Origin of the sequence: Nonomuraea purpurea, from assembly GCF_042650645.1 — a bacterium.
Lineage (GTDB): Bacteria > Actinomycetota > Actinomycetes > Streptosporangiales > Streptosporangiaceae > Nonomuraea > Nonomuraea purpurea.
Window position 1 is genome coordinate 221696 of sequence record NZ_JBHSBI010000016.1, and the last position, 19278, is coordinate 240973.

General features: G+C 69.5%; 19 protein-coding genes. 10 read left to right on the top strand and 9 right to left on the bottom strand.

The annotated features are described in order from the left end of the window. Positions 1-155 precede the first annotated feature (155 nt). Together ACFOY2_RS30365 and ACFOY2_RS30370 are read left to right on the top strand one after the other, a co-directional pair. On the top strand, positions 156-1379 hold the full coding sequence (locus ACFOY2_RS30365; RefSeq protein WP_379531516.1) for an acyltransferase family protein: 1224 nt from the start codon (positions 156-158) through the stop codon (positions 1377-1379). Between the two features lie 56 nt (positions 1380-1435). Then, entirely contained in the window at positions 1436-2398 is a 963-nt protein-coding gene (locus ACFOY2_RS30370) for a glycosyltransferase (protein ID WP_379531517.1), read from the top strand. On the opposite strand, the gene ACFOY2_RS30375 is transcribed toward ACFOY2_RS30370, so the two are convergent. Both ACFOY2_RS30375 and ACFOY2_RS30380 read right to left on the bottom strand, forming a co-directional pair. Continuing rightward, positions 2395-3321: a hypothetical protein gene (locus ACFOY2_RS30375; RefSeq protein ID WP_379531518.1), complete on the bottom strand. Its 927-nt coding sequence runs from the start codon at positions 3319-3321 to the stop codon at positions 2395-2397. The two genes, ACFOY2_RS30370 and ACFOY2_RS30375, sit on opposite strands and share 4 nt — an antisense overlap. Continuing rightward, positions 3311-3772 (bottom strand): RNA polymerase sigma factor, encoded by a 462-nt coding sequence (locus tag ACFOY2_RS30380; protein ID WP_379531544.1) that lies wholly within the window; start codon positions 3770-3772, stop codon positions 3311-3313. Before ACFOY2_RS30380 ends, ACFOY2_RS30375 begins: the two co-directional genes overlap by 11 nt. Before the next feature lie 93 nt (positions 3773-3865). Here ACFOY2_RS30380 and ACFOY2_RS30385 point away from each other — a divergent pair, with 93 nt between their 5' ends. Then, on the top strand, positions 3866-4579 hold the full coding sequence (locus ACFOY2_RS30385; RefSeq protein ID WP_379531519.1) for an acetoacetate decarboxylase family protein: 714 nt from the start codon (positions 3866-3868) through the stop codon (positions 4577-4579). Positions 4580-4594: 15 nt separating this feature from the next. Here ACFOY2_RS30385 and ACFOY2_RS30390 read toward each other — a convergent pair whose 3' ends face one another. The 6 genes from ACFOY2_RS30390 to ACFOY2_RS30415 all read right to left on the bottom strand — a co-directional run bounded on the left by ACFOY2_RS30390 (position 4595) and on the right by ACFOY2_RS30415 (position 10327). Then, positions 4595-5479, bottom strand: coding sequence for a glycosyltransferase family 2 protein (locus ACFOY2_RS30390; protein ID WP_379531545.1), 885 nt, complete (start codon positions 5477-5479; stop codon positions 4595-4597). A gap of 187 nt (positions 5480-5666) precedes the next feature. Further along, the gene (locus ACFOY2_RS30395) at positions 5667-6434 is read right to left on the bottom strand and encodes a CDP-alcohol phosphatidyltransferase family protein (RefSeq protein ID WP_379531520.1); all 768 of its coding nucleotides are present in this window, start codon (positions 6432-6434) and stop codon (positions 5667-5669) included. After that, positions 6412-7452 carry an iron-containing alcohol dehydrogenase family protein gene (locus ACFOY2_RS30400; protein WP_357812289.1) on the bottom strand — a complete coding sequence of 347 codons (1041 nt, stop codon included), beginning with the start codon at positions 7450-7452 and terminating at the stop codon, positions 6412-6414. The genes ACFOY2_RS30395 and ACFOY2_RS30400 overlap by 23 nt, the downstream gene beginning before the upstream one ends. A gap of 28 nt (positions 7453-7480) precedes the next feature. Then, on the bottom strand, positions 7481-8215 hold the full coding sequence (locus ACFOY2_RS30405; RefSeq protein ID WP_357812132.1) for a phosphocholine cytidylyltransferase family protein: 735 nt from the start codon (positions 8213-8215) through the stop codon (positions 7481-7483). Positions 8216-8291: 76 nt separating this feature from the next. Continuing rightward, positions 8292-8915 carry a DUF5941 domain-containing protein gene (locus ACFOY2_RS30410; protein WP_379531521.1) on the bottom strand — a complete coding sequence of 208 codons (624 nt, stop codon included), beginning with the start codon at positions 8913-8915 and terminating at the stop codon, positions 8292-8294. Then, positions 8912-10327 (bottom strand): CDP-alcohol phosphatidyltransferase family protein, encoded by a 1416-nt coding sequence (locus tag ACFOY2_RS30415; RefSeq protein WP_379531522.1) that lies wholly within the window; start codon positions 10325-10327, stop codon positions 8912-8914. Before ACFOY2_RS30415 ends, ACFOY2_RS30410 begins: the two co-directional genes overlap by 4 nt. A gap of 119 nt (positions 10328-10446) precedes the next feature. Between ACFOY2_RS30415 and ACFOY2_RS30420 the strand changes: the two genes are divergently transcribed. Continuing rightward, a complete protein-coding gene (locus tag ACFOY2_RS30420; RefSeq protein WP_379531523.1) occupies positions 10447-11169 on the top strand; it encodes an IspD/TarI family cytidylyltransferase in 723 nt (240 codons plus the stop codon). 75 nt (positions 11170-11244) lie between these two features. Further along, entirely contained in the window at positions 11245-13005 is a 1761-nt protein-coding gene (locus ACFOY2_RS30425; protein WP_379531524.1) for a CDP-glycerol glycerophosphotransferase family protein, read from the top strand. On the opposite strand, the gene ACFOY2_RS30430 is transcribed toward ACFOY2_RS30425, so the two are convergent. Continuing rightward, the gene (locus ACFOY2_RS30430; RefSeq protein ID WP_379531546.1) at positions 12965-13984 is read right to left on the bottom strand and encodes a glycosyltransferase family 2 protein; all 1020 of its coding nucleotides are present in this window, start codon (positions 13982-13984) and stop codon (positions 12965-12967) included. The genes ACFOY2_RS30425 and ACFOY2_RS30430 overlap by 41 nt on opposite strands. Positions 13985-14064: 80 nt before the next feature. Here ACFOY2_RS30430 and ACFOY2_RS30435 point away from each other — a divergent pair, with 80 nt between their 5' ends. The 5 genes from ACFOY2_RS30435 to ACFOY2_RS30455 all read left to right on the top strand — a co-directional run bounded on the left by ACFOY2_RS30435 (position 14065) and on the right by ACFOY2_RS30455 (position 18933). After that, positions 14065-15507 (top strand): LCP family protein, encoded by a 1443-nt coding sequence (locus ACFOY2_RS30435; RefSeq protein WP_379531525.1) that lies wholly within the window; start codon positions 14065-14067, stop codon positions 15505-15507. A gap of 35 nt (positions 15508-15542) precedes the next feature. Further along, the gene (locus tag ACFOY2_RS30440) at positions 15543-15890 is read left to right on the top strand and encodes an STAS domain-containing protein (RefSeq protein WP_379531526.1); all 348 of its coding nucleotides are present in this window, start codon (positions 15543-15545) and stop codon (positions 15888-15890) included. A 103-nt stretch (positions 15891-15993) separates the two neighbouring features. After that, a complete protein-coding gene (locus ACFOY2_RS30445) occupies positions 15994-16833 on the top strand; it encodes an LLM class flavin-dependent oxidoreductase (RefSeq protein ID WP_379531527.1) in 840 nt (279 codons plus the stop codon). A 109-nt stretch (positions 16834-16942) separates the two neighbouring features. Beyond that, entirely contained in the window at positions 16943-17662 is a 720-nt protein-coding gene (locus ACFOY2_RS30450) for a hypothetical protein (RefSeq protein WP_379531528.1), read from the top strand. 128 nt (positions 17663-17790) lie between these two features. Then, positions 17791-18933, top strand: a complete 1143-nt coding sequence (locus ACFOY2_RS30455; protein ID WP_379531529.1) for a hypothetical protein — start codon at positions 17791-17793, stop codon at positions 18931-18933. Positions 18934-19278: the final 345 nt, after the last annotated feature.

The following is a 19278-nucleotide window of genomic DNA, read 5'->3' on the forward strand; positions in this document are numbered from 1 at the left end:
CAGCCGTTCTGACCTCTACGAGGGACAGGAACCTCAGGAGCGGGATAGTCTGTTGCGGGTCGGCGACGCAGCGCGACAGCTCACCGTAAGGTGGAATTCACGTCGCGTTCTCGTCGTGTTCCCCGGCCCCGAACGAAGCTGAGCGACTTCCCCCTGTGTCTGACACCAGATCCTCCCGACCGGTCACGACCCCGCGGAGCCCCGAAGGTGACGGCCCCGCCGACACCGGAGCCCGCTGGCCGCTGCCAGAGGAGGCCTTCTGGAGCGAGGCGGCCGACCCCCACGGGGTGGCGCCGGGAGAGCGCACAGAGCCGGTTCCGGCGGTGCCCGCCGACCGGCGCGACGAGCGCCCTGAGCCGAAGAAGGAGCCCGAGCCGCCCAAGCAGCGCAAGCGCGATCCGTACCTTGACAACGTCAAGTTCGTCCTGATCGCGCTGGTGCCGACCGGGCACGCGCTGGTGCCGACGCTGGCCGCCGATTCGTCCCGAGCGCTCTACATCTTCATCTACACCTTCCACATGCCGGCGTTCGTGCTGATCAGCGGCTACCTGTCCAGAAATTTCTGGAACTCCAACGCCAAGACCAACAAGCTCGTCGACACGTTCGTCGTGCCGTACGTGATCGTCGAGGTCGGCTACGCCGCGCTCCGCACCGCCCTCGGGCAGAAGTGGAGCCTGACGATCATCGATCCGGCCTGGCTCAACTGGTATCTGCTGGCGCTGCTGTTCTGGCGGCTGTCCACACCGGTGTGGAAGCGGATGAAGTACCCGGTGCCGGTGGCGATCGCGATCTACCTGTTCGCCGGGTTCTCGCAGATCTCGGGTGACTTCAGCATGGACCGCTTCTTCGGTCTCATGCCGTTCTTCGTGATCGGCCTGGTGATGCAGCCGGAGCACTTCGAGCTGCTCAACCGGCGCTGGATCAAGATCGCCTCGGTGTTCACGATCCTCGCCGCGGCGGCGGTGGCCATCTACGTCGCCCCCATGGCCAAGCTCGGCCCCTTCTACTACAAGAACAGCTACCAGGACCTCGATCTGTCCTGGTACATGGGCCTCGGCCTGCGCACCGCCCTGCTGGTGTGCGCGCTGGCCCTGAGCTTCGCGGTGCTGGCGCTGGTGCCGAGGCGCGAGACGTGGTTCACCGACCTCGGTACCCGAACGCTCTACTGCTACCTGCTCCACGGCGTGCCCGTGCTGATCGCCAAGGAGATGGGCTGGCTGGAGTTCCCGTGGCTGTTCGGGCCGCTGGGCGTGCTGGCGATCAGTTCGACCTGTTTCGCGCTGGCCATCGTGCTGTGCCTGCCGGAAACCCGCAAGGTCTTCAAGTGGGTGCTGGAGCCGCGCCTGACGTGGCTCTATCGCCGCCCCTCGCGAAGTTAAGCAGCCGTTCTACCCGTATTAACGCCTTTGACCTGGTAGGCGCGGAGCATCGACACATGCGCGCATGTGTCGCCACGACCGTCCATCATCCCGAGGACGCCCGGATCATGCACCGGCAGATCAGGGCGCTGATCGACGCGGGCCACGAGGTCACTTACGTCGCGCCGTTCACCCACTTCAACGTGACCCCAGCCATGGGGATCGCGGCGGTGGACGTGGCGCACCGCGCCTCTCTCGGCAGGGCGCGCGGAGCGCTCAGACGCGGCGTGAGGGACGCGGACCTGCTCATCGTGCACGACCACCGGTTGCTGCACGCGCTGCCCTACCGACGCCCTCCGGTCGTCTGGGACGTGCGCGAGCAGGTCAGTCCCAGGCAGTTCGCGCGGGCGGGAAGACGCCACCAGGTGGTCACGTCCGCGGTGGTGCCCGAGGCGACCCTGGTCTCGCCCAGCCCGCCTCCTCCCGGCGACACCAGGGTCGTGCACATCGGCCGCCTGTCGGGCGAGCGCGGCGTGTCCGAGCTGATCGGGCTGGCCGAGCGCCTGGTCCCGCACGGCGTCAGGATGGACCTGATCGGCGCCGCGGCCCCCGACGTGCGGCCGCTGCTGCGCGACGCGCAGCGGGTCGGGCTGCTCGACTGGTTCGGCTACGTGCCCAACCGGCACGCGCTGCGCATGGCCGAGGGCGCGCTGGCGGGCCTGTCCCTGGCCGACGACACCGTGCGCACCCTGCCCACGAAGATCATGGACTACATGGGCCGTGGGCTGCCGGTCGTCACCACCCCGCAGGGCGCCTCACTGGTCGAGAACGCCGGGTGCGGGCTCGTGGTGCCCCTGGACGTGGACGCGGTGCTGAACGCCGTACTGGACCTGAAGGAGAACCCGGAGCGGCGGGTCCGGCTGGGCGAGCTGGGCCACGCGCAGGCCAGGACGCGCCACCACTGGCCGGACCACGCGGCGGCCTTCGTCAGTCGCGCCGAATCGTGGGCCGGGGTGCCCGCGCACGCCCTGGCCGTCTAAGGCTTGTCCAGGTTGAAGGCGACGTCGGCGAGGCGGATCGTGCGCACGCGCGGGTCCTCGAGGACCTTGCGCAGCTTCTCGACCGAGCTGAGCTGATCGACGTAGGCGTAGGCGAGACCGTCACCGGCCGCCTTGCGCAGCCGGTCCAGGGACAGGGTGAAGGAGCGCAGGTTGGCTTCGTCGTGGTCGCGGAGCTGCCCGACCCACGCGCGGAACTCCGGCAGCCCGCCGTGACACCCGTCCATCTCCATCATCTTCCTCGCCTGGTCGGGAGAGAGCCCGTCGCTCCAGAAGTCGGAGCCCCATGTGATCGACAGCGAGCCCGGCCTGCGCTCGTAGGAGACCCGTTCGACGCAGGTGTTGTGCGTCGTGATGAAGGCCTTCAACTCGGCCTCGGGGAGCGGCTCCGCGAACTCCACGACCGCCAGGGCCGTGAGATCCCCGGGCAGCCGGGCGAGCACCTTGCGGACCGCGTCCTTGCGGGCGAGGCTGGTGCCGACGTCGTACAGGGACTGGGAGAGCCTGGTGTTGGCCGTGCTGCCCAGCGGCAGGTGGCCCACCCGGCCGAAGAGGTTCTGCTCGATCGTGTAGCGGTTGGCGCCGACGGGCCATTCGGCGCCGACGGGGCGCAGCGGGGCGGCGGTCACCTCCATGAACATCGAGGTGGGAGTGGTCTGGCAGCAGGTGCCCAACGACACCCGGTACGCCGGGCTGTACATCTTGAACGCGGTGCCGAGCACGGCCGCCATGCGCTGTTCCCGGTCGCCGCGCGTCTGCACCAGGTGCGAGCCGCCGGTGACCGCGACCGCGAGGAGGGCGAGCACGGCCAGCACGATCGCGGCCGTTCTGAGCACGCCGCGCCGGACGGCCTTCTTGGTCAGTTTCGGGTCAAAGTCCGGCATTTCGGGAAAATCATCGGTCATGCTGGGCTCCGTAGAGGTCGGCGAACGCGTTCCTGGCCCGCCACACGGCGGTCTTGATCGTGCTGGGCTTCGCACCGGTCATCGCGGCCACCTCGACCAGTGAGAAGCCTTCGAGGTAGACCAGCGTGAGCAGCCTGCGGTGCCGCTCGGGGAGCCGGTCCAGGGCGTCGCGCACGTCGAGGGAGTCCACGTGGAGCGGGGGCACGCCCAGCTCGTCGGGGTCAGGTAAAGCGAATTCGGCGCGGCGGCGGCGGACGTGGTCGATGAGGACGTTGCGGGCGATGGTGAGCAGCCAGGCCGCCGGGTTCTCGCCGCGCCAGCCCAGCAGCGCCCTGGTCGCCTTGACGAAGGTCTCCTGAGCCAGGTCCTCCGCCAGATGGGGGTCACGGGTCCTGCGCAGGAGGAACCCGCACACGAGCGGCCAATGCTCGCGATACAGCTCCTCGATGATGGCGCCCCCCGTGTCGTCGAGATTGTCACATCACCCCTAGACGACACCCGGGCCGGAATGGTCACACGGCTTCGAGGTTGATGTACTGGGAGCATGGCATCGCATCTGATCCAGGGCCGGATGGTGAACATGCCTGTCCGGGTGAGGGACGCCGAGATCTGCAGCGCCTTCTACGCGGTGCGTGCCGACGCCGCCCGGGCCGTCATCGCCTACTCCGGCCTCGACGTGGCCGAGGCGCTGCCCGGCAAGGCCGTCTGCGTGCTGCTGTTCGTCGACTACCGCGACGGCGACCTCGACGCCTACCACGAGTTCGGCATGGCCTTCCTGGTGCGCCCTCCTGGCGTCTGCGGCGCGGCCGGGCTCGGGGATCTGCGGCAGGCGGGCGTGTTCGTGCACTGGCTGCCCGTGGACCAGCGCTTCACGCTGGAGGCGGGCAGGACGCTGTGGGGGTTCCCGAAGGAGCTGGCGGACATCGAGCTGCGGCTCGGCTCGCCGTATAAGCGGTGCATTCTCCGCAAGGACGGCCGGCTCGTGCTCGACATGCTGATCAAACCGGGCGTGCCCGTGCCGGGCGCCACGGCCATGGCGCCGCTGGACGCCTACACGCATCGCGACGGGATCACGCGGCGCGTCCCGTGGTCCGTCCGCGCCCGTGGCGCGCGGGTCAGGCCCGGCGGCGCGCTGATCCGCCTGGGCAACCACCCCGTGGCCAAGGAATTGAGCGAGCTGGGGCTGCCCAAGCGGGCCATGTTCAGCTCAACGGTCGCGCACGCCGCCATGATCTTCGGCGAGGCAGCGGAGGTCTGACCCCGCCGGGCGAGGTCAGACGATGGGCGGGCGGCCGAGTTTGACCATGCGCCAGGCCGTCCGCCAGGCCATCGGCCGCCGCTCGCCCGCCGGGTTGCGCAGCCCCTCGAAGAACCCGGTGAACCACGACCTGAGCGCCACCCCGGACCCGCGCTCGCGCAGGAGGGTGAGCACGACCCAGTTGGTCAGGTAGAGGGCGGCCAGCGGCCACGGCAGGTTGCGGCGCGCCAGCCAGACCCGGTTGCGCGCGTTGAGCCGGTAGAACTCGGCGTGCCGCGTCGGCGGCACCTGCGGGTGATACATCACCGTCTCGGCGTCGTACTCGATCCGGTAGCCCTCGCCCAGCAGCCGCCAGGCCAGGTCGGTCTCCTCGTGAGCGTAGAAGAACCGCTCGGGAAGGCCCCCGACCTGGAGGAACGCCGACCGCCTGATGGCCGACGCCCCACCCAGGAACGTCGTGACCGGCGAGGAGCGCTGCGGATCGCCCGCCCGCAGGCGGGGGACGTGGCGCCGCTGGCCGATGCCGCCCTCGGGGTCCATCACCCGGAAGGAGATCACCGCGAGGTCCGGCTCGGTGGCGAAACGGTCGCGCACGTGCGCGACGACCTTCTGGTTGGCGTACCAGCCGTCGTCATCGAGGAACAGCACGACGTCACCCGAGCACTCCTCCACGCCGCGATTGCGGCCGGCGGGAATGCCCGTGTTCTGGTCGAGCCGGATCGTTTTCACGATCGCGGACGACCCCTCGGGTGGCGTCGCCGTCAACTCGGGCACGTCGGCTCCGTTGCCCACGATCACCACCTCGACGTCGCCGTCGATCTGGTGAAGGGCGGACTCGACTGCCCGGTCCAGCTCCGCGACCCGGTTACCCATGGTGAGGATGACGCACGAGATCTTCAACGAATCATCGTCCTGACGCGTTGAGAGCACGGGCGGAGCATTCTTTCATGATCACCGAGTCTGCTGGTCTGCTTATTGATCGATATTGGTGGAGCTAAGCGTATCGGAACCAGGGGTGAACCCCCACCGAACGGCGGACGTCCGATCAATACGACGGACGGGGAGCGCCTCCGGTTCCGACATGAGATCACGCCAGCCGCCTCGATGCGAGAATGCTGACCAAATGCAGGACAACCTGTAGACAGGCCGCGACGAAGCAGGCGATGAGCAGCACCCTCGTGGCCAGCACGTCGCCGATGAAAACGTCGGCGACGGCGGCCAGCAGCGCGAGCAGCGACAACTCGATCGGCTGCATGATCCGGTGGAACTTCGTCGCCGCCAGCACCCTGCGGCCCAGCGCCAGCAGCCCGGAGCGGAACTGCACCCCGGACGTCTCCGAGGCGGCCGGCAGGCCCCCCTTGGCTCGCGCCACCTCCACGAGGTCCGACTCGGCCTTGATGAGGATCGCGCCGAGCGCCGCAGCGAAGCCCAGCACGGTATACCAGTCGGGCAGGACGGCCGAAGCCCGCCAGCCCAGCCCGGCCAGCACCGCGGCCTCGCAGAAGTAGGCCCCGACGCGGTCGAGGTAGACGCCGACCAGCGAGGTCTTCCCCGTCCAGCGGGCCAGCTCGCCGTCGGAGCAGTCGAGCAGCAGGTAGACCTGCACCAGCAGGGCGGCGACCACGGCGGCCCACAGCCCCGGCAGCGCGAGCACGACCCCGGCCACGACCCCGGCCACCGTCATCACCCAGGTGAGCTGGTTGGGCGTGACGGACGTCTTGGTCATGAGCCAGGTGACATAGATGGACAACTGGCGCATGTAGAGCACGCCCGCCCAGTGCTCGCCGTTCCTGCGATCGAGGTGGCCGGCGGGCTGCGCGACCCGCCGCAGTTCAGCTACCGAAGGCCCGGACATAGTCCTCCACCCGATCGCGAATCTCGGAGTCCTGCATGCGCAGGTGCTCAAGGATCGTGTAACGGCCGGGACGGGTGGCCGGAGCCAGGGCCACGACCTCGGCGAACTGCTCACCGGTCAGGCCGATGTCGGCGGGCACGACAGGCAACTCGTGCCTGCGCAGACAGCCGACGACCTGCTCGACTCGGGCCGCGTCCTCCCTCAGGAAGAAGCAGAAGGCGGCACCGATCCCGGCGAGCTCGCCGTGGTTGGAGGTGCCGGGGAAGAGCTGATCCACGGCATGAAGGATCTCATGATCTCCACCGCTCGCGGGCCGTGAAGAGCCCGCGACCACCATCGACATGCCCGACAGAATGAGGGATTCGGCCAGGACTGTCAGGAACGCGTCGGATTCGATGGAGTCGGAGCGGCCGATGAGCGCCTCGGCGGCGGTGCGGGACATCGAGCAGGCCAGCCCGTCGATGGGCTCGCCGCGCTCGACGTTGCCGAGCTGCCAGTCCTCGATGGCCGACAGGTTGCTCACCACGTCGCCCACGCCCGCCCTGACCAGCGACTGCGGCGCGTTGTGCACGAAGTCGAGGTCGACCAGGATGGCCAGCGGCATCGGCACCCCGAACGTGCCCTTGCCGCCCTCGTAGACCAGGGAGGCCGTGGGCGAGCAGATGCCGTCGTGGGAGAGGTTGGTGGCCACCGCGACCATGGGGATGCCCGCGAGCGAGGCGGCGTACTTGGTCGCGTCGATCGTCTTGCCGCCGCCGACGCCCACCACGACCTCGTAGGCGCCCTTGCGCAGGTCGGCGCCGAGCGTGACGGCCGCGTCGACCGAGCCGTCGGTCACGCGGAACACCTCTGCCTCGCCCAGTGTGGGCGCGATCAGGCTCTCGATGTGGTCGCCCTGGCCGGGGCCGACGGCCACCGCGACCCTGCCGGAGGTCGCCACGCGGCTGTCGGCCAGCAGGGCGCCGAGCTGCGCCACCGCGCCGCGCCTGACGTCCATGGTCAGGGGGGCCGGCAACATCCTCGCTAGAAGCGGCATGAGCGCCCCCTCAGTAGCGAACGGCTATGGTGCGAGCCTTGGCCAGGTCATCGTGGTTGTCCACCTCGACCCAGTCGACCTCGCCGATGGGCGCGACGTTGATCACCTCGCCGCGCGTGACCATCTCCTGGTAGCCGTCCTCGTAGTAGAGCTGGGGGTCACGCTCGAACGTCGCCTTCAGCGCGTCGGCCAGCCGCTCGGCGGCGGCGGGACGGATGAGCGTGGCGCCGATGTACTCGCCGGCCGCCTCGGCCGGGTCCATCAGCTTGGTGATGCGCCGCAGCGCGCCCTCGTGCGAGAGCGTGACCTTCATCTCCTCGTCGGCGAGCTTCTTGACGTTGTCGACGGCGAGCAGGATGTCGCTGGTGTCGGGGGCCGACAGCAGCGTCTTCTCGACCGAGACCGGGTGCACGGTGTCGCCGTTGACCAGGAGCGCGCCCTGGGAGAAGTAGTCGCGGGCGCACCACAGAGAGTAGGCGTTGTTCCACTCCTCGGCCTTGTCGTTGTGGACGAGGGTGAGCTTGACGCCGTGGCGTTTCTCCAGTTCCTCCTTGCGCTCGTGGACGGCCTGCGCCGCGTAACCGACGACGACCACGACCTCTCGCAGGTCCACCTCGGCGAGATTACGCAGCGAGATGTCCATGATCGTGGTTTCGCCGTCGACCGGCACGAGTGCCTTGGGCAACGTGTCGGTGTACGGCCGCAGGCGTCGTCCGGCTCCAGCGGCCAGCACCATTCCCAGCAACGTGCACTCCTCGGTCGAGCATGACTTGTAGGCCCAAAGAGTATTCGTCTTTGGGCCCTCCGCGGGTAATCCAGCGTTAGTCTTGCGTTCCCGTATCGGCTGCTTCCGCCCCGGAACGGGGCCCAGCCAACCAGCAGGTGAGGCTCTCCCAGCCGAACAGCCCCCACAGGTAGAGCGCCAGGAGCAGGTAGCCGCCGCTCAGCCAGCCCGTGAGGGCGACCAGCGAGACCACCATCATCCGCCCGTCCCAGCCGAGCCCGGCCGTGGCCAGCCACGGTGGCGGGTAGACACGCTGACGCAACCGGTAGACAAGATCATAGTGGTGGAAGGCGAGCGCTCCGAGCAGCAGGAAGATCAGCGCCGGGTGCATCTCGTGCGCGAACCCGCACGCCGCGACGAAGGCGTACTCGATGAGCCGCAGGATCGGCGGCACCAGCCAGTCGAAGCGGCCGTCGTGCGGATGGCTGCTGCCGGGCCCGGCCAGCAGCAGCGTCACGGCGGGCGCGAAGACCGCGAGCCCGTCGGACCCGGCCACGCCGATCATCAGCAGCACGCCGGTGACGAACGTGCCGGCGACCACCGGCGGCAGCGGCGGCAGTTGCCCGGCCACGAGCAGCCCCATGGCGCGCGAGAGCGGCCCGTCGTCGCGGTAGGCCACGACCGTGCTGCGCGGAACTGGTGTCATCTGGACCGAAGTCATCGTGCCGACCTCACGATCCGTCCGGCGAGCTGATACAGGGCCGCCACGCCTCCCCAGCAGAGCAGCGACAGGAATGTCACCCTGGCGTTCCAGCCGACGGCCGTGACGGCGATGAGCGCCATCCGTTCGCCGATGGGCAGCACGATGATCTTCTTGAGCCAGCGGGCGGCGGTGCCGCGTTCCATGCGCTGGGCGAGCCCGAGCACCCCGTGCGCCCGTCCGGCGTCGGCCGGCTCCAGCAGCGAGCGTGCGGGCCGGCCCCACAGCGCGCCGATGCGGGCGGAGTCGGCGACGGACCCGGCGTAGGCGAAGTCGACGGAGTGCCGCACGACCTGGAGGATCATCGCGGCCACCGCCAGGTACCAGATCCCGGCCTCGCCGTAGCCGAAGGCCAGTCCGACATAGACGAGGTACTCCTTCAGCCGGTCGGCCATGCCGTCGGCCCAGGCGCCGAGCGGGGAGAACGTGCGCGTGTAGCGGGCGAGCTGGCCGTCGAGGCAGTCGAGCGCGAACGACAGGTAGAGCAGCGCCGCGCCCGCAAGCCGCCCCGGCAGGGTGCCGGCCGAGAACCAGACGGCCGACAGCGTCGCCAGGCCGATCGAGATGCCGGTCACGGTGTTGGGGGTGAGTTTGAGCAGCGCGGCCGGCCTGATCAGGTGACGCGTCCAGGTGGAGACGAGGAACGTGGCGAAGAAGCCGTCCTCGCTCTTGACGGAGGTGTCGAGCCTGACTTTGGCCTCGTCGACCTCGTCGAGCCTGCTCACGGCGGCGTCGGTGTCGAGCTGGCCGGTCACCCGGTCGGCGTGCAGCGGCCCGATCGCCGCCGCCCGCACCTTCACCCCCGATCTGACCAGCCCGACCAGCAGCAGGTCGACCGTCTCGACCGGGGTGACGGGCCCGAGCTTGCCCGTGTCGGCCAGTTCGGCCAGCTCCTCGGCGATGTCGGCGAGCGCGGCCAGGTCGGCTTCGCCGGCCTGGAGCACGCCTCTGAAGGAGGCGTTCGCCTCGGGGACGACGTGGAACGAGCTTCCCGCGGCGACGATCCTGCCGTGCTCGACGCGCACGGGGGGCCGCAGCGGAGCCGCGGAGACGTCGTGGGAGACCAGCGCGCCGGTGTCGCGCGCCGGATGGTCGAGCAGCAGCGCGAGCGCCTCTGTGTGGGCCACGAGGTCGGCGGGGAGCACCGCGACGACGCCCGTGGCGGTCCTGGCGACCTTGGCGACGCCGCGCAGATCGGCCCCGAGGCCGCCGCCGGCGTTCAGGATCAGGATCTCACGGATGGGCAACGAGGCGAGCTGGTCGCTGACACGGTCGAGCAGCGTGCCGTCGGCGCAGACGAACTTGCTCGCCGGGGTCGTGGCGAGGAGCACGGCCGACGTGGTCGTGCTTTCGCGAATCAATGAATCGGGCAAAGCGCAGATCTCCTCCCGATCGGTCGGGAAGCCGCGGGGCTGGGGGTGCGTAGGTGCGTAGCCACAGCGTAGCGACAGGTCAGCGCGATATCACGGAACAGGACCGTTACGCTCGCGTCATGGATTCACGGTCGGTTGGGGTGCTCCTCGCGGGCGGCGTGGGGCAGCGGGTCGGGCGCGACACGCCCAAACAGCTCATCGAGGTGGCAGGAAAGACGATCCTCGAACACTCGATGGACGTGTTCGAGGGCGCGCCGGAGATCGACGAGATCGTGGTGCTGATGACTCCCGGGTACACCGATCGGGTCCGCGAGATCGTCGGCAAGGGCGGCTACCGCAAGGTCTCCACGATCGTGGAGGGGGGCGCGAGCCGCACCGAGAGCACCTGGCGGGCGCTGCGGGAGCTCGGCCCCGAGGAGTGCGACGTCCTGCTGCACGACGCCGTGCGCCCCCTGGTGGAGCCGCGGATCATCACCGAGTGCGTCAAGGCGCTGGAGACGCATTCGGCCGTCAACGTGGCGATCCCGAGCTCCGACACGGTGTTCGTGGCCGTGCCGGGGCCGGGCGGCGAGGTCATCGGCGAGGTGCTGGACAGGTCGCGGCTGCGCCGCAGCCAGACCCCGCAGTGCTTCAAGCTGTCGGTGATCCGCCAGGCGTACGAGCGGGCCTTCGCCGACCCCGAGTTCGCCGGCCGGCCGGCCACCGACGACTGCGGCGTGGTGCTGCGTTACCTGCCAGAGGTGCCGATCCACGTGGTGCGGGGCAGCGAGCGCAACATCAAGGTCACCCACCCCGACGACCTGCGGATCGCCGAGTTGCTGTTCCGGCTGGCCGACGAATGAATGCGATCTGTCCGGGCACGTGACAGACGATCACGTTGACGCCCCTTGACCTGGGGGTTGTTACCGTGCGGACGCATGAGGGGACTCATCGTCATCACCGCCCTGATCGGCTGCTACCCGGTGCTGCTGGTGTCGGCGCTCTGGCCGGCGCCGACGCTGTTCGGGCTGGTGGCCGCGGCCTCCTACCTCGTCGAGTGCGCCGCGCCGCACACCGGCCGGCCGTTGCCCGAACTGCTCGACAGGGTGCACCTGGGCATCACGCTGCGCTTCGCGGCCAGGGAGGGCGCCGCGCTGCTGCTGGTGGCGCGGACGGCCGGCCCCGATTCGCCGTGGTTCGTGGCGCTGGCCGCGGGCGTGTTCGGGATCCACGTGGTGCGGGCCGCGCACACCGGCCTGGCCCTGCGGCTGCGCCAGATGCTCAGCAGGATGCCGGTGACCACCCGCAACCTCGACGTCTCCAGGCTGCGCATCCCCAAGATGCCGCCGCGGTTCCTGCGTGACTCCGGCAGCGTGCAGTTCCTCTTCCTGGACGCGCTGCCGGTCCTCGGCGCGGCCTTCGGGGCCGTCCACGCCGCGGTGGGCACGGGCGTGGCGCTCGTGGCGGGCGTCGCGGGGGTGCTGGCGCTCATTCCCTACGTGCGCCGCGCCACCCCGCTCACGGACAAGGCCAGGGTCCTGGAAGTCGTGGGCGAGCAGGTCAGGGCCTACCGTCCCGAGGTCATCCTGTACTTCTCCGGCACCACCGCCGCCGCGTACCAGGCCAGGATGTGGCTGCCGACGCTGGAGCGCATGGGCAGGCGCGCCATCGTCGTGCTGCGCGAGCGCGGCATGGCCACCCACCTGGAGCCGACCACGCTGCCGATGTTGTGCATCCCGTCCTCGGCCGACCTGATGAGCTTTCGCGCCCTGTTCAGCGCCAAGCTCTGCCTGTACGTCTCCAACGTCGGCAGGAACGTCCACATGCTGCGCATACCGACCCTGCGCAGCGCGTTCCTCAACCACGGCGACAGCGACAAGGAGGCCTCGTTCAACCCGTTCTCCCGCGTCTACGACGAGGTCTGGGTGGCGGGACCCGCGGGCAGGGACCGCTACCGCCGGGCCAAGGTGGGCGTGCGGGACGAGAACATCCACGAGGTCGGCAGGCCGCAACTCGAAGGCATCTCGACGCAGGGGCCCCGGCTGCCGTACAGGACCGTGCTGTACGCCCCGACCTGGGAGGGCTGGAGCGACGACCTGTTCCACACCTCGCTCATCACCATGGGCCCGCGCATCGTGCGGGCCCTGCTCGACCACCGGCCCGCGCTGCGCGTGATCTACAAGCCGCACCCGCTCACCGGCACCCGCGACAAGAGCGCCCTGCGCGCGCACCGGCGGATCGTGTCCATGATCGAGGCGGTGGAGCTGGCCAGGTCGAAGGCCAGGCACCCGTCGAGCGCGCCCGCGGAGACGGCGTGCGTCAGGCACCTGATCGTCACCGGGCGCGAGCCGCACCTGTACGACTGCTTCAACGAGTGCGACCTGCTGATCAGTGACATCTCCAGCGTCGTGGCCGACTTCCTGGCCAGCGAGAAGCCGTACGCGGTCACGAACGTCTCGGGCATGGCCGAGCGGGCCTTCCACGAGCGCTACCCGAGCACCGAGGCCGGGGTGCTGCTCGGGGAGGACCTGGCCGGGCTCGCGGCCTTCCTCGACGGGGAGGACACGCTGGCCCGGGCCAGGATCAAGTTGAGGAGCTACCTGTTCGGCCCGGAGTACCCGGACGCGCTGACCCGCTTCGACGCCAACATCGAGCGGGTCATGACTTCGGCGGGCGGGCCAGCTTCTTCGGGCTTGTGAGGAAGCCCCAGCCCCAGGAGCAGTGCATGGTGGCGTACACGATCGGCAGCCGCAGCATCGCGCCGGCGGAGAGCCCGCCGCCGGTCAGCACGGAACCGGCCACGATGGCGACCGCGTAGCCGCCGGGGACGATCAGCGCGAGCGGCAGGAACGGCGCGACGACCAGCCCGAGCAGCATCGCCAGCACCGCGGCGGGCGGCGCCAGGTAGCGCAGGTTGATCGTGCCCTCGTGGGTGCGCGAGACCACCCGCCGCCAGCGGCCGTAGTGGAAGTACTGCTTGGCCAGCGCCTTGACGTCGGGCCTTGGCCGGTAGGAGACCCGCATGCGCGGCTGGAACCACACCAGGCCGCCGCTCTCGCGGATGCGGTGGTTCATCTCCCAGTCTTGGGCCCGCTGGAAGTGCTCGTCGTAGCCGCCCACCCGGTCGAGCGCCGAGCGGCGGAAGACGCCGAGGTAGACGGTGTCGGCGGGGCCCGCCGTGCCGCCCACGTGGAAGGCCGCGGCGCCCACCCCGATCTTGGACGTCATGGCGCAGGCGACAGCCTGCTCGAACGGCGTGACGCCCTCGGCCGCCATGATGCCGCCCACGTTGTCGGCGCCGGTCTGCTCCAGCGTCTCGACCGCGACCCGCAGGTAGTCGGAGGGCAGCATGGCGTGCCCGTCGACCCTGGCGACGATGCCGTTGCGCGAGGCGGCGATCGCGGCGTTGAGAGCGTTGGGGGTGCGGCCCGTCGGGTTGGGCACCACGGTCACCCGGGGATCGGCCGCCGCGATGGCGTCGGCGACCTCCTGGGTGCGGTCTTGGGAGGGACCCACGGCGAGAACGAGCTCGATCTCACCGGGGTAGCTCTGGGCGAGGACCTGGTCGACGGCCTCGCGAAGGTGCCGTTCCTCGTTGAGGACCGGCATGACGACGGAGATGGGGGGCCAGCCGCGCGTCTCCGCGGGCGCGTGCGGCGAGTCGGGGAACTGCTTCATGGCGGGGCTCACGCTACTGTACGACCAGGGGAGGAGGGCAATCGAACGCCCGATCCTCCGGGTGACACAAGGGGGGCGGCATGCGCGAGCCGGGCGAGGAGGACGCCGGTGTGCTCGTGGGCGGCGACGCCTACGGCGGCGTCAAGCTCACGCCCACCCGCACCCGCAAGCCGTTCAAGCGCAGCGCCAAGGCCCGCCGCCGCAACGTCGTCGCCGCCGGCCTGATGTCCACGGGCATCCTGATCACCACCGGCGTGGTGTGGGCGACCCCGCGCCAGATCGGCACCGTCGACGCGGGCGTGACCGTCCCGGCGGCCCGGGGCGCCGAGAACATCCTGCTGGTCGGCGTCGACAAGCGCGACGACCTGACCCGCCAGCAGCAGAACCGGCTCAAGCTCGGCCGCGAGTCCGGCCAGCGCACCGACACGATGATGGTCATCCACCTGTCGGAGGACCACAAGCGGGTCACCGTGGTGAGCCTGCCGCGCGACACGTGGACGACCATCCCCGGCAAGGGCGAGCACAAGATCAACGCGGCTTACCAGTACGGCGGGCCCAAACTCACCAAACAGACCGTCGAGGCCGCCACCGGGCTGCAGATCAACCGCTACATCGAGGTCAACATCCTCGGCTTCATCGACGTCGTCGACTCCCTCGGCGGCGTCACAGTCTGCACGCCCGTGCCCATCAACGACCCCAAGACGGCGCTCAACCTGGCCGCCGGCACCCACCAGCTCCAGGGCGCGCAGGCGCTCGGCTACGCCCGCACCCGCGCCACCGCCCTTTCCGACCTCGACCGCATCGACCGGCAGCAGCAGGTCATCTCGGCCCTGCTCAACCGGGCGCTCAGCGCCGACACGCTGGCCAACCCGGCCAAGCTGACCGCGTTCGTCAACTCGACGCTCAGCACGGTCAAGGTCGACCCCGACGACGGGCTGATCGGCCTGGCCACCCAGCTCAGAGACGTCTCGCTCGACAACGTGCGCTTCGCCAAAGTGCCGCTGACGGAGACCAACTTCAGGACCCCGACGAACGAGTCCGCCGTGCTGTGGGACAAGCAGGCCGCCCGCGACATGTTCGCCAGGATCAACGCGGACCAGGACCTGACCAAGCCCACGCCGACCGTCACCCCCACGCCTTCCGCCAAGCCCACGGCGATCCCGCCGAAGAGCGTCTCGCTCAAGGTCAAGAACGGCACGCTCATCACCGGCCTGGGCGCCCGCACCAAGGCGGCCCTGGTCGACTACGGCTTCAAGGTGCAGGGCGAGCCGGGCAACACGGCCAAGAAGGACTACAAGAAGACCGTCGTGCGCTACGGCGAGGGCCAGGAGGAGGCCGCCCGCACGGTGTCGGCCGCCATTCCCGGTTCCGAGCTCCGCAAGGCCGACATCAAGGGCATCGAGGTCATCATCGGCAGCGACCAGCCGAAAATCGGGAAAGAGAAGGCGTCGAGCACCCCATCGGCCAAGCCCGGTGTTACGCCGAACACCAAAACGGCAATGCAGAATATATGTAAGAAATAGCCCTAACTTTCTGCACTCCGGGCGAGGTGAGGCCCATGGTGGTCAGGCATTGGCGGGAGGACGCCTGTACGATCCTGCACCTCACAGGCGATCTCGACGTGGCAGGCGCCCCCAGGCTGCAGGCCGAACTGGAGCCGGCACTGGCCGCCGCCGACCCGCCCAACCTGGTGGTCGACCTGACCGAGGTGCCGTTCTGCGACTCGGTCGGGCTCGGCGTGCTGGTGGGCGCCCTCAACCACATCCGGGACGTGAACGGCCGAATGATCCTCGTGCTCGCGCCGGGGATGATCCGCCACCTGCTCACGATCACGAACCTGGACCGGCACTTCGAAACGAGCGAATCCCTGGTCGAGGCGCGCGCCGCTCTGGGCAGCGCCGCCTGACCCCGCGCCGATGACGCGCCGCCCGCGTCCCGACCGCAAAACGCGTTCCCGCGTGCTGAATACTCAGAGATCGGCCGCTGTTCCGCTTCTTCTGGAGGGCTTCGTGAGACTTGGTGTGATGTTCGACCGGGATCTGCCGCCCGAGCAGCTGATCCCGTTCGCCAGAACGCTCGACGAGACGTCCGTCGACGATCTGTGGGTGGTGGAGGACCTGGGCTGGACCGGCGGCGTCTCCGCCGCCGCCACGGCCCTCGCCGTGACGTCCCGGCTGCGGGTCGGCATCGGCATCACGCCCGCTCCCCTGCGCAACCCGATGCTGCTGGCGATGGAGCTGGCCAACCTCGAACGCGTGCATCCAGGACGGCTGGCCGCCGGGATCGGGCACGGCGTAGGAGACTGGATGCGCCAGGTGGGCGCCGCCGTCCCGTCGCCTCTGGCGCTGCTGGAGGAGACGATCACGTCCGTGCGCGCCCTGCTGCGCGGCGAGACCGTCACCCTGCACGGCAAGTCGGTGCACCTCGACGGGGTGTCGCTGGTGCACCCGCCCGCCGCGCCGCCGCCCGTGCTGGCCGGGGTGAAGGGTCCGCGCTCGCTGGCGCTGTCGGGCCGCGTCGCCCAGGGCACGATCGTGCCCGAGGGGATCGGGCCCGCGCAGTTGCCCGAGGTCCTGGGGCAGATCGACGTCGGCGACGACCACGAGCTGGTGGTCTTCACCTACCTCCACATCGGACCCGACGCCGCCGAGGCGACCCGGGCGATGGTCGAGGGGCAGGCCGGGTTCCTCGGGGTGGCGCCGTCGGAGGTCGCGATGGCCGTGGGGACCGCGGAGGAGGCCGCGGCGCAGGTGAAGGCGTTGTGGGCGGCGGGGGCGGACACGGTGGCGGTACGACCGCTGGGCTCCGACCCACTCCACCACGTCAACGCCCTGCTGTCGGCCCTCTGACCGGGGCCCGGGCCTTCGCCTGCGCTTTCACGGGGTCTGGCCGAATGGCCGATGGCGGTCGGTCGGATGGCCGATGGCGGGCCGTCGGCGCTCGGCCACGATCGTTTCCATGAGGCGAATCGTGGCATTGGCAGCGTGCGCCGCACTGGCGGCGACCACCGGCTGCAGCATTCAGCTGGACGCCGAAGAGGTGAACTCCGCCCAGTCGTTCCCCTTCACCGGGAACACCCTGAACATCCGCTCCTCTCTGGGCGGAGTCCGCGTCCTGCCGGGCACCGGCGGCAAGGTCGAGGTCGAGCGGTGGGTACGCGGCAAGGCCGCCGACAACCCCACCTGGTCACTGCGGGACGACACGCTCAGGCTCGGCGCGAACTGCACCATGGTGTTCGGCGACTGCGGCGCCCGCTACCACATCAAGGTCCCGCCCGGCATACGGCTGTCGATCGACGCGTCCGACGGCGTCGTCCTCAAGGACCTCACCCAGGACGTGGACGTCTCCAGCCGCGACCGCATCCAGGTGTCGGGCACCACGGGACGGCTGCGGCTGCACAGCGAGGGCCCGATCACCGGCGACGGGCTCAAGTCGCCGCGCGTCCGATGCCGGACCACCGACGGCGCGATCGACCTGACGTTCACGAGCCCGCCCACGGACCTCGACGCGCAGTCGCAGGAGGGCAGGGTGACGGCGACCGTGCCGGAGGGGTCCTACGCGGTGACGGTCAAGAGCAAGGAGGGCAGCGAGCGTTCTGAGGTCGGGAACGACGCCAAGAGCCCCAGCACGATCGTGGCCCGCAGCGGGAGCGGCGACGTCCGCGTCCTGAAAAGCTGACGTACCTTGCAGGCTTGATGTAGTTCGATGGCACTTCACCAGACGTTCAGGTATATGTCAGACAGCAGCATCCGGTCCGTATACCGTCGGGTTTCGGTCTGATCCTTAACCGAAGACGGGTACCGCACATGCGCAAGGTCCTGACGCTCACCCTGGCCGCCACCACCACCCTCGCCATGCTCTCCGCCCCGGCGACGGCCGCCCCCGCCGACCGTCCCCAGCCGCTCCCGGCCGAAATCAACGGCGGAGCCTGGGCGGAAGGGCACGTGCAGGGCATGGCCATCGACCGCCGCAAGGGGTTCATGTACTTCTCCTTCACCAACGTCCTGGTCAAGACGGACCTCAAGGGCAACCCGGTCGGCTCCGTGACGGGCTTCACCGGCCACCTCGGCGACCTGGACTTCAACTCCAAGGACGGCCGCGTGTACGGCTCCCTGGAGTACAAGGAGCAGGAGTCGTTCTACATCGCCATCTTCGACGTCGACCGCATCACCAGCATGAACATGGACGCCCAGACCGCCGACGTCGTCAAGACGGTCTACCTCAAGGAGGTCGTGGCCGACTACGTCGCGGACATGAACGGGGACGGCAAGTTCGACGGCAACATCGCCGAGACCCCCGACCACCGCTACGGCTGCAGCGGCATCGACGGCGTCTCCTTCGGGCCGGAGTTCGGCAAGAAGGGCGGCAAGCAGAAGCTGACCGTGGCCTACGGCATCTACTCCCACCTCGCCCGTGAGGACAACGACCACCAGGTCCTGCTTCAGTACGACATCGAGCAGTGGAAGAAGTACGAGAAGCCGCTCACCGAGAGCGCCCCGCACGCCAGCGGCCCCGAGAAGGTGGACGGCAAGTACTTCGTCCGCACCGGTAACACCACGTACGGGGTGCAGAACCTCGAATACGACGAGCACACCGGCAACTGGATGATGGCCGTCTACAAGGGCAAGAAGCCGCAGTTCCCCAACTACTCCTTCTTCATGGTGGACGGCTCCCAGAAGCCCAAGACGGGAACCGTCGTCGGGCAACCAGGAGAAGAGCAGGGCAAGCTGCTCACGCTGGCGCCGGGCGGGCTGAGCCACGAGGCGTCGGGCGTCAGGGGATGGGAGTTCAAGGGCGAGTACGGGCTGATCTCGCTCGGCGACGGCCGCTACTACGCCGCCAAGGCCGGAACGGTCACCGAGGGCGGGGTCACCAAGCACACCGGGCAGGCGCAGCTCTTCCGCTGGACGGGCCGGACGCCCACGCCGTTCGAGCAAGTCACCAACTGACAGAGAGACTGATCAGGGTGGCCACGACGCCAATCCTCACCTCGGCGTCGTGGCCTTTTCGACAGCCGAGCCCGAGTCGACACCTTGTGCAAATACAGCCGCGGCGCCTGGATGAAATCGCAGTACAGCCCGGGGATCGGCGCCTCACCTACGACGATCTCAACATGGGTGGTCGCCGTTGACTGAACGTTTGTGCAGGGGACGCAGGGTAGCTGAAGGCGAACTATTCCGGCATACTCCGCATGAGCAAGATCCATTGTCAGGACCTGTAACCCCGGGCTCAAGGAGACTGATCGTTGGACAGCGGCGCGCATAACAGCAGCCCAGGGGTGGTGGTGGCCAAGG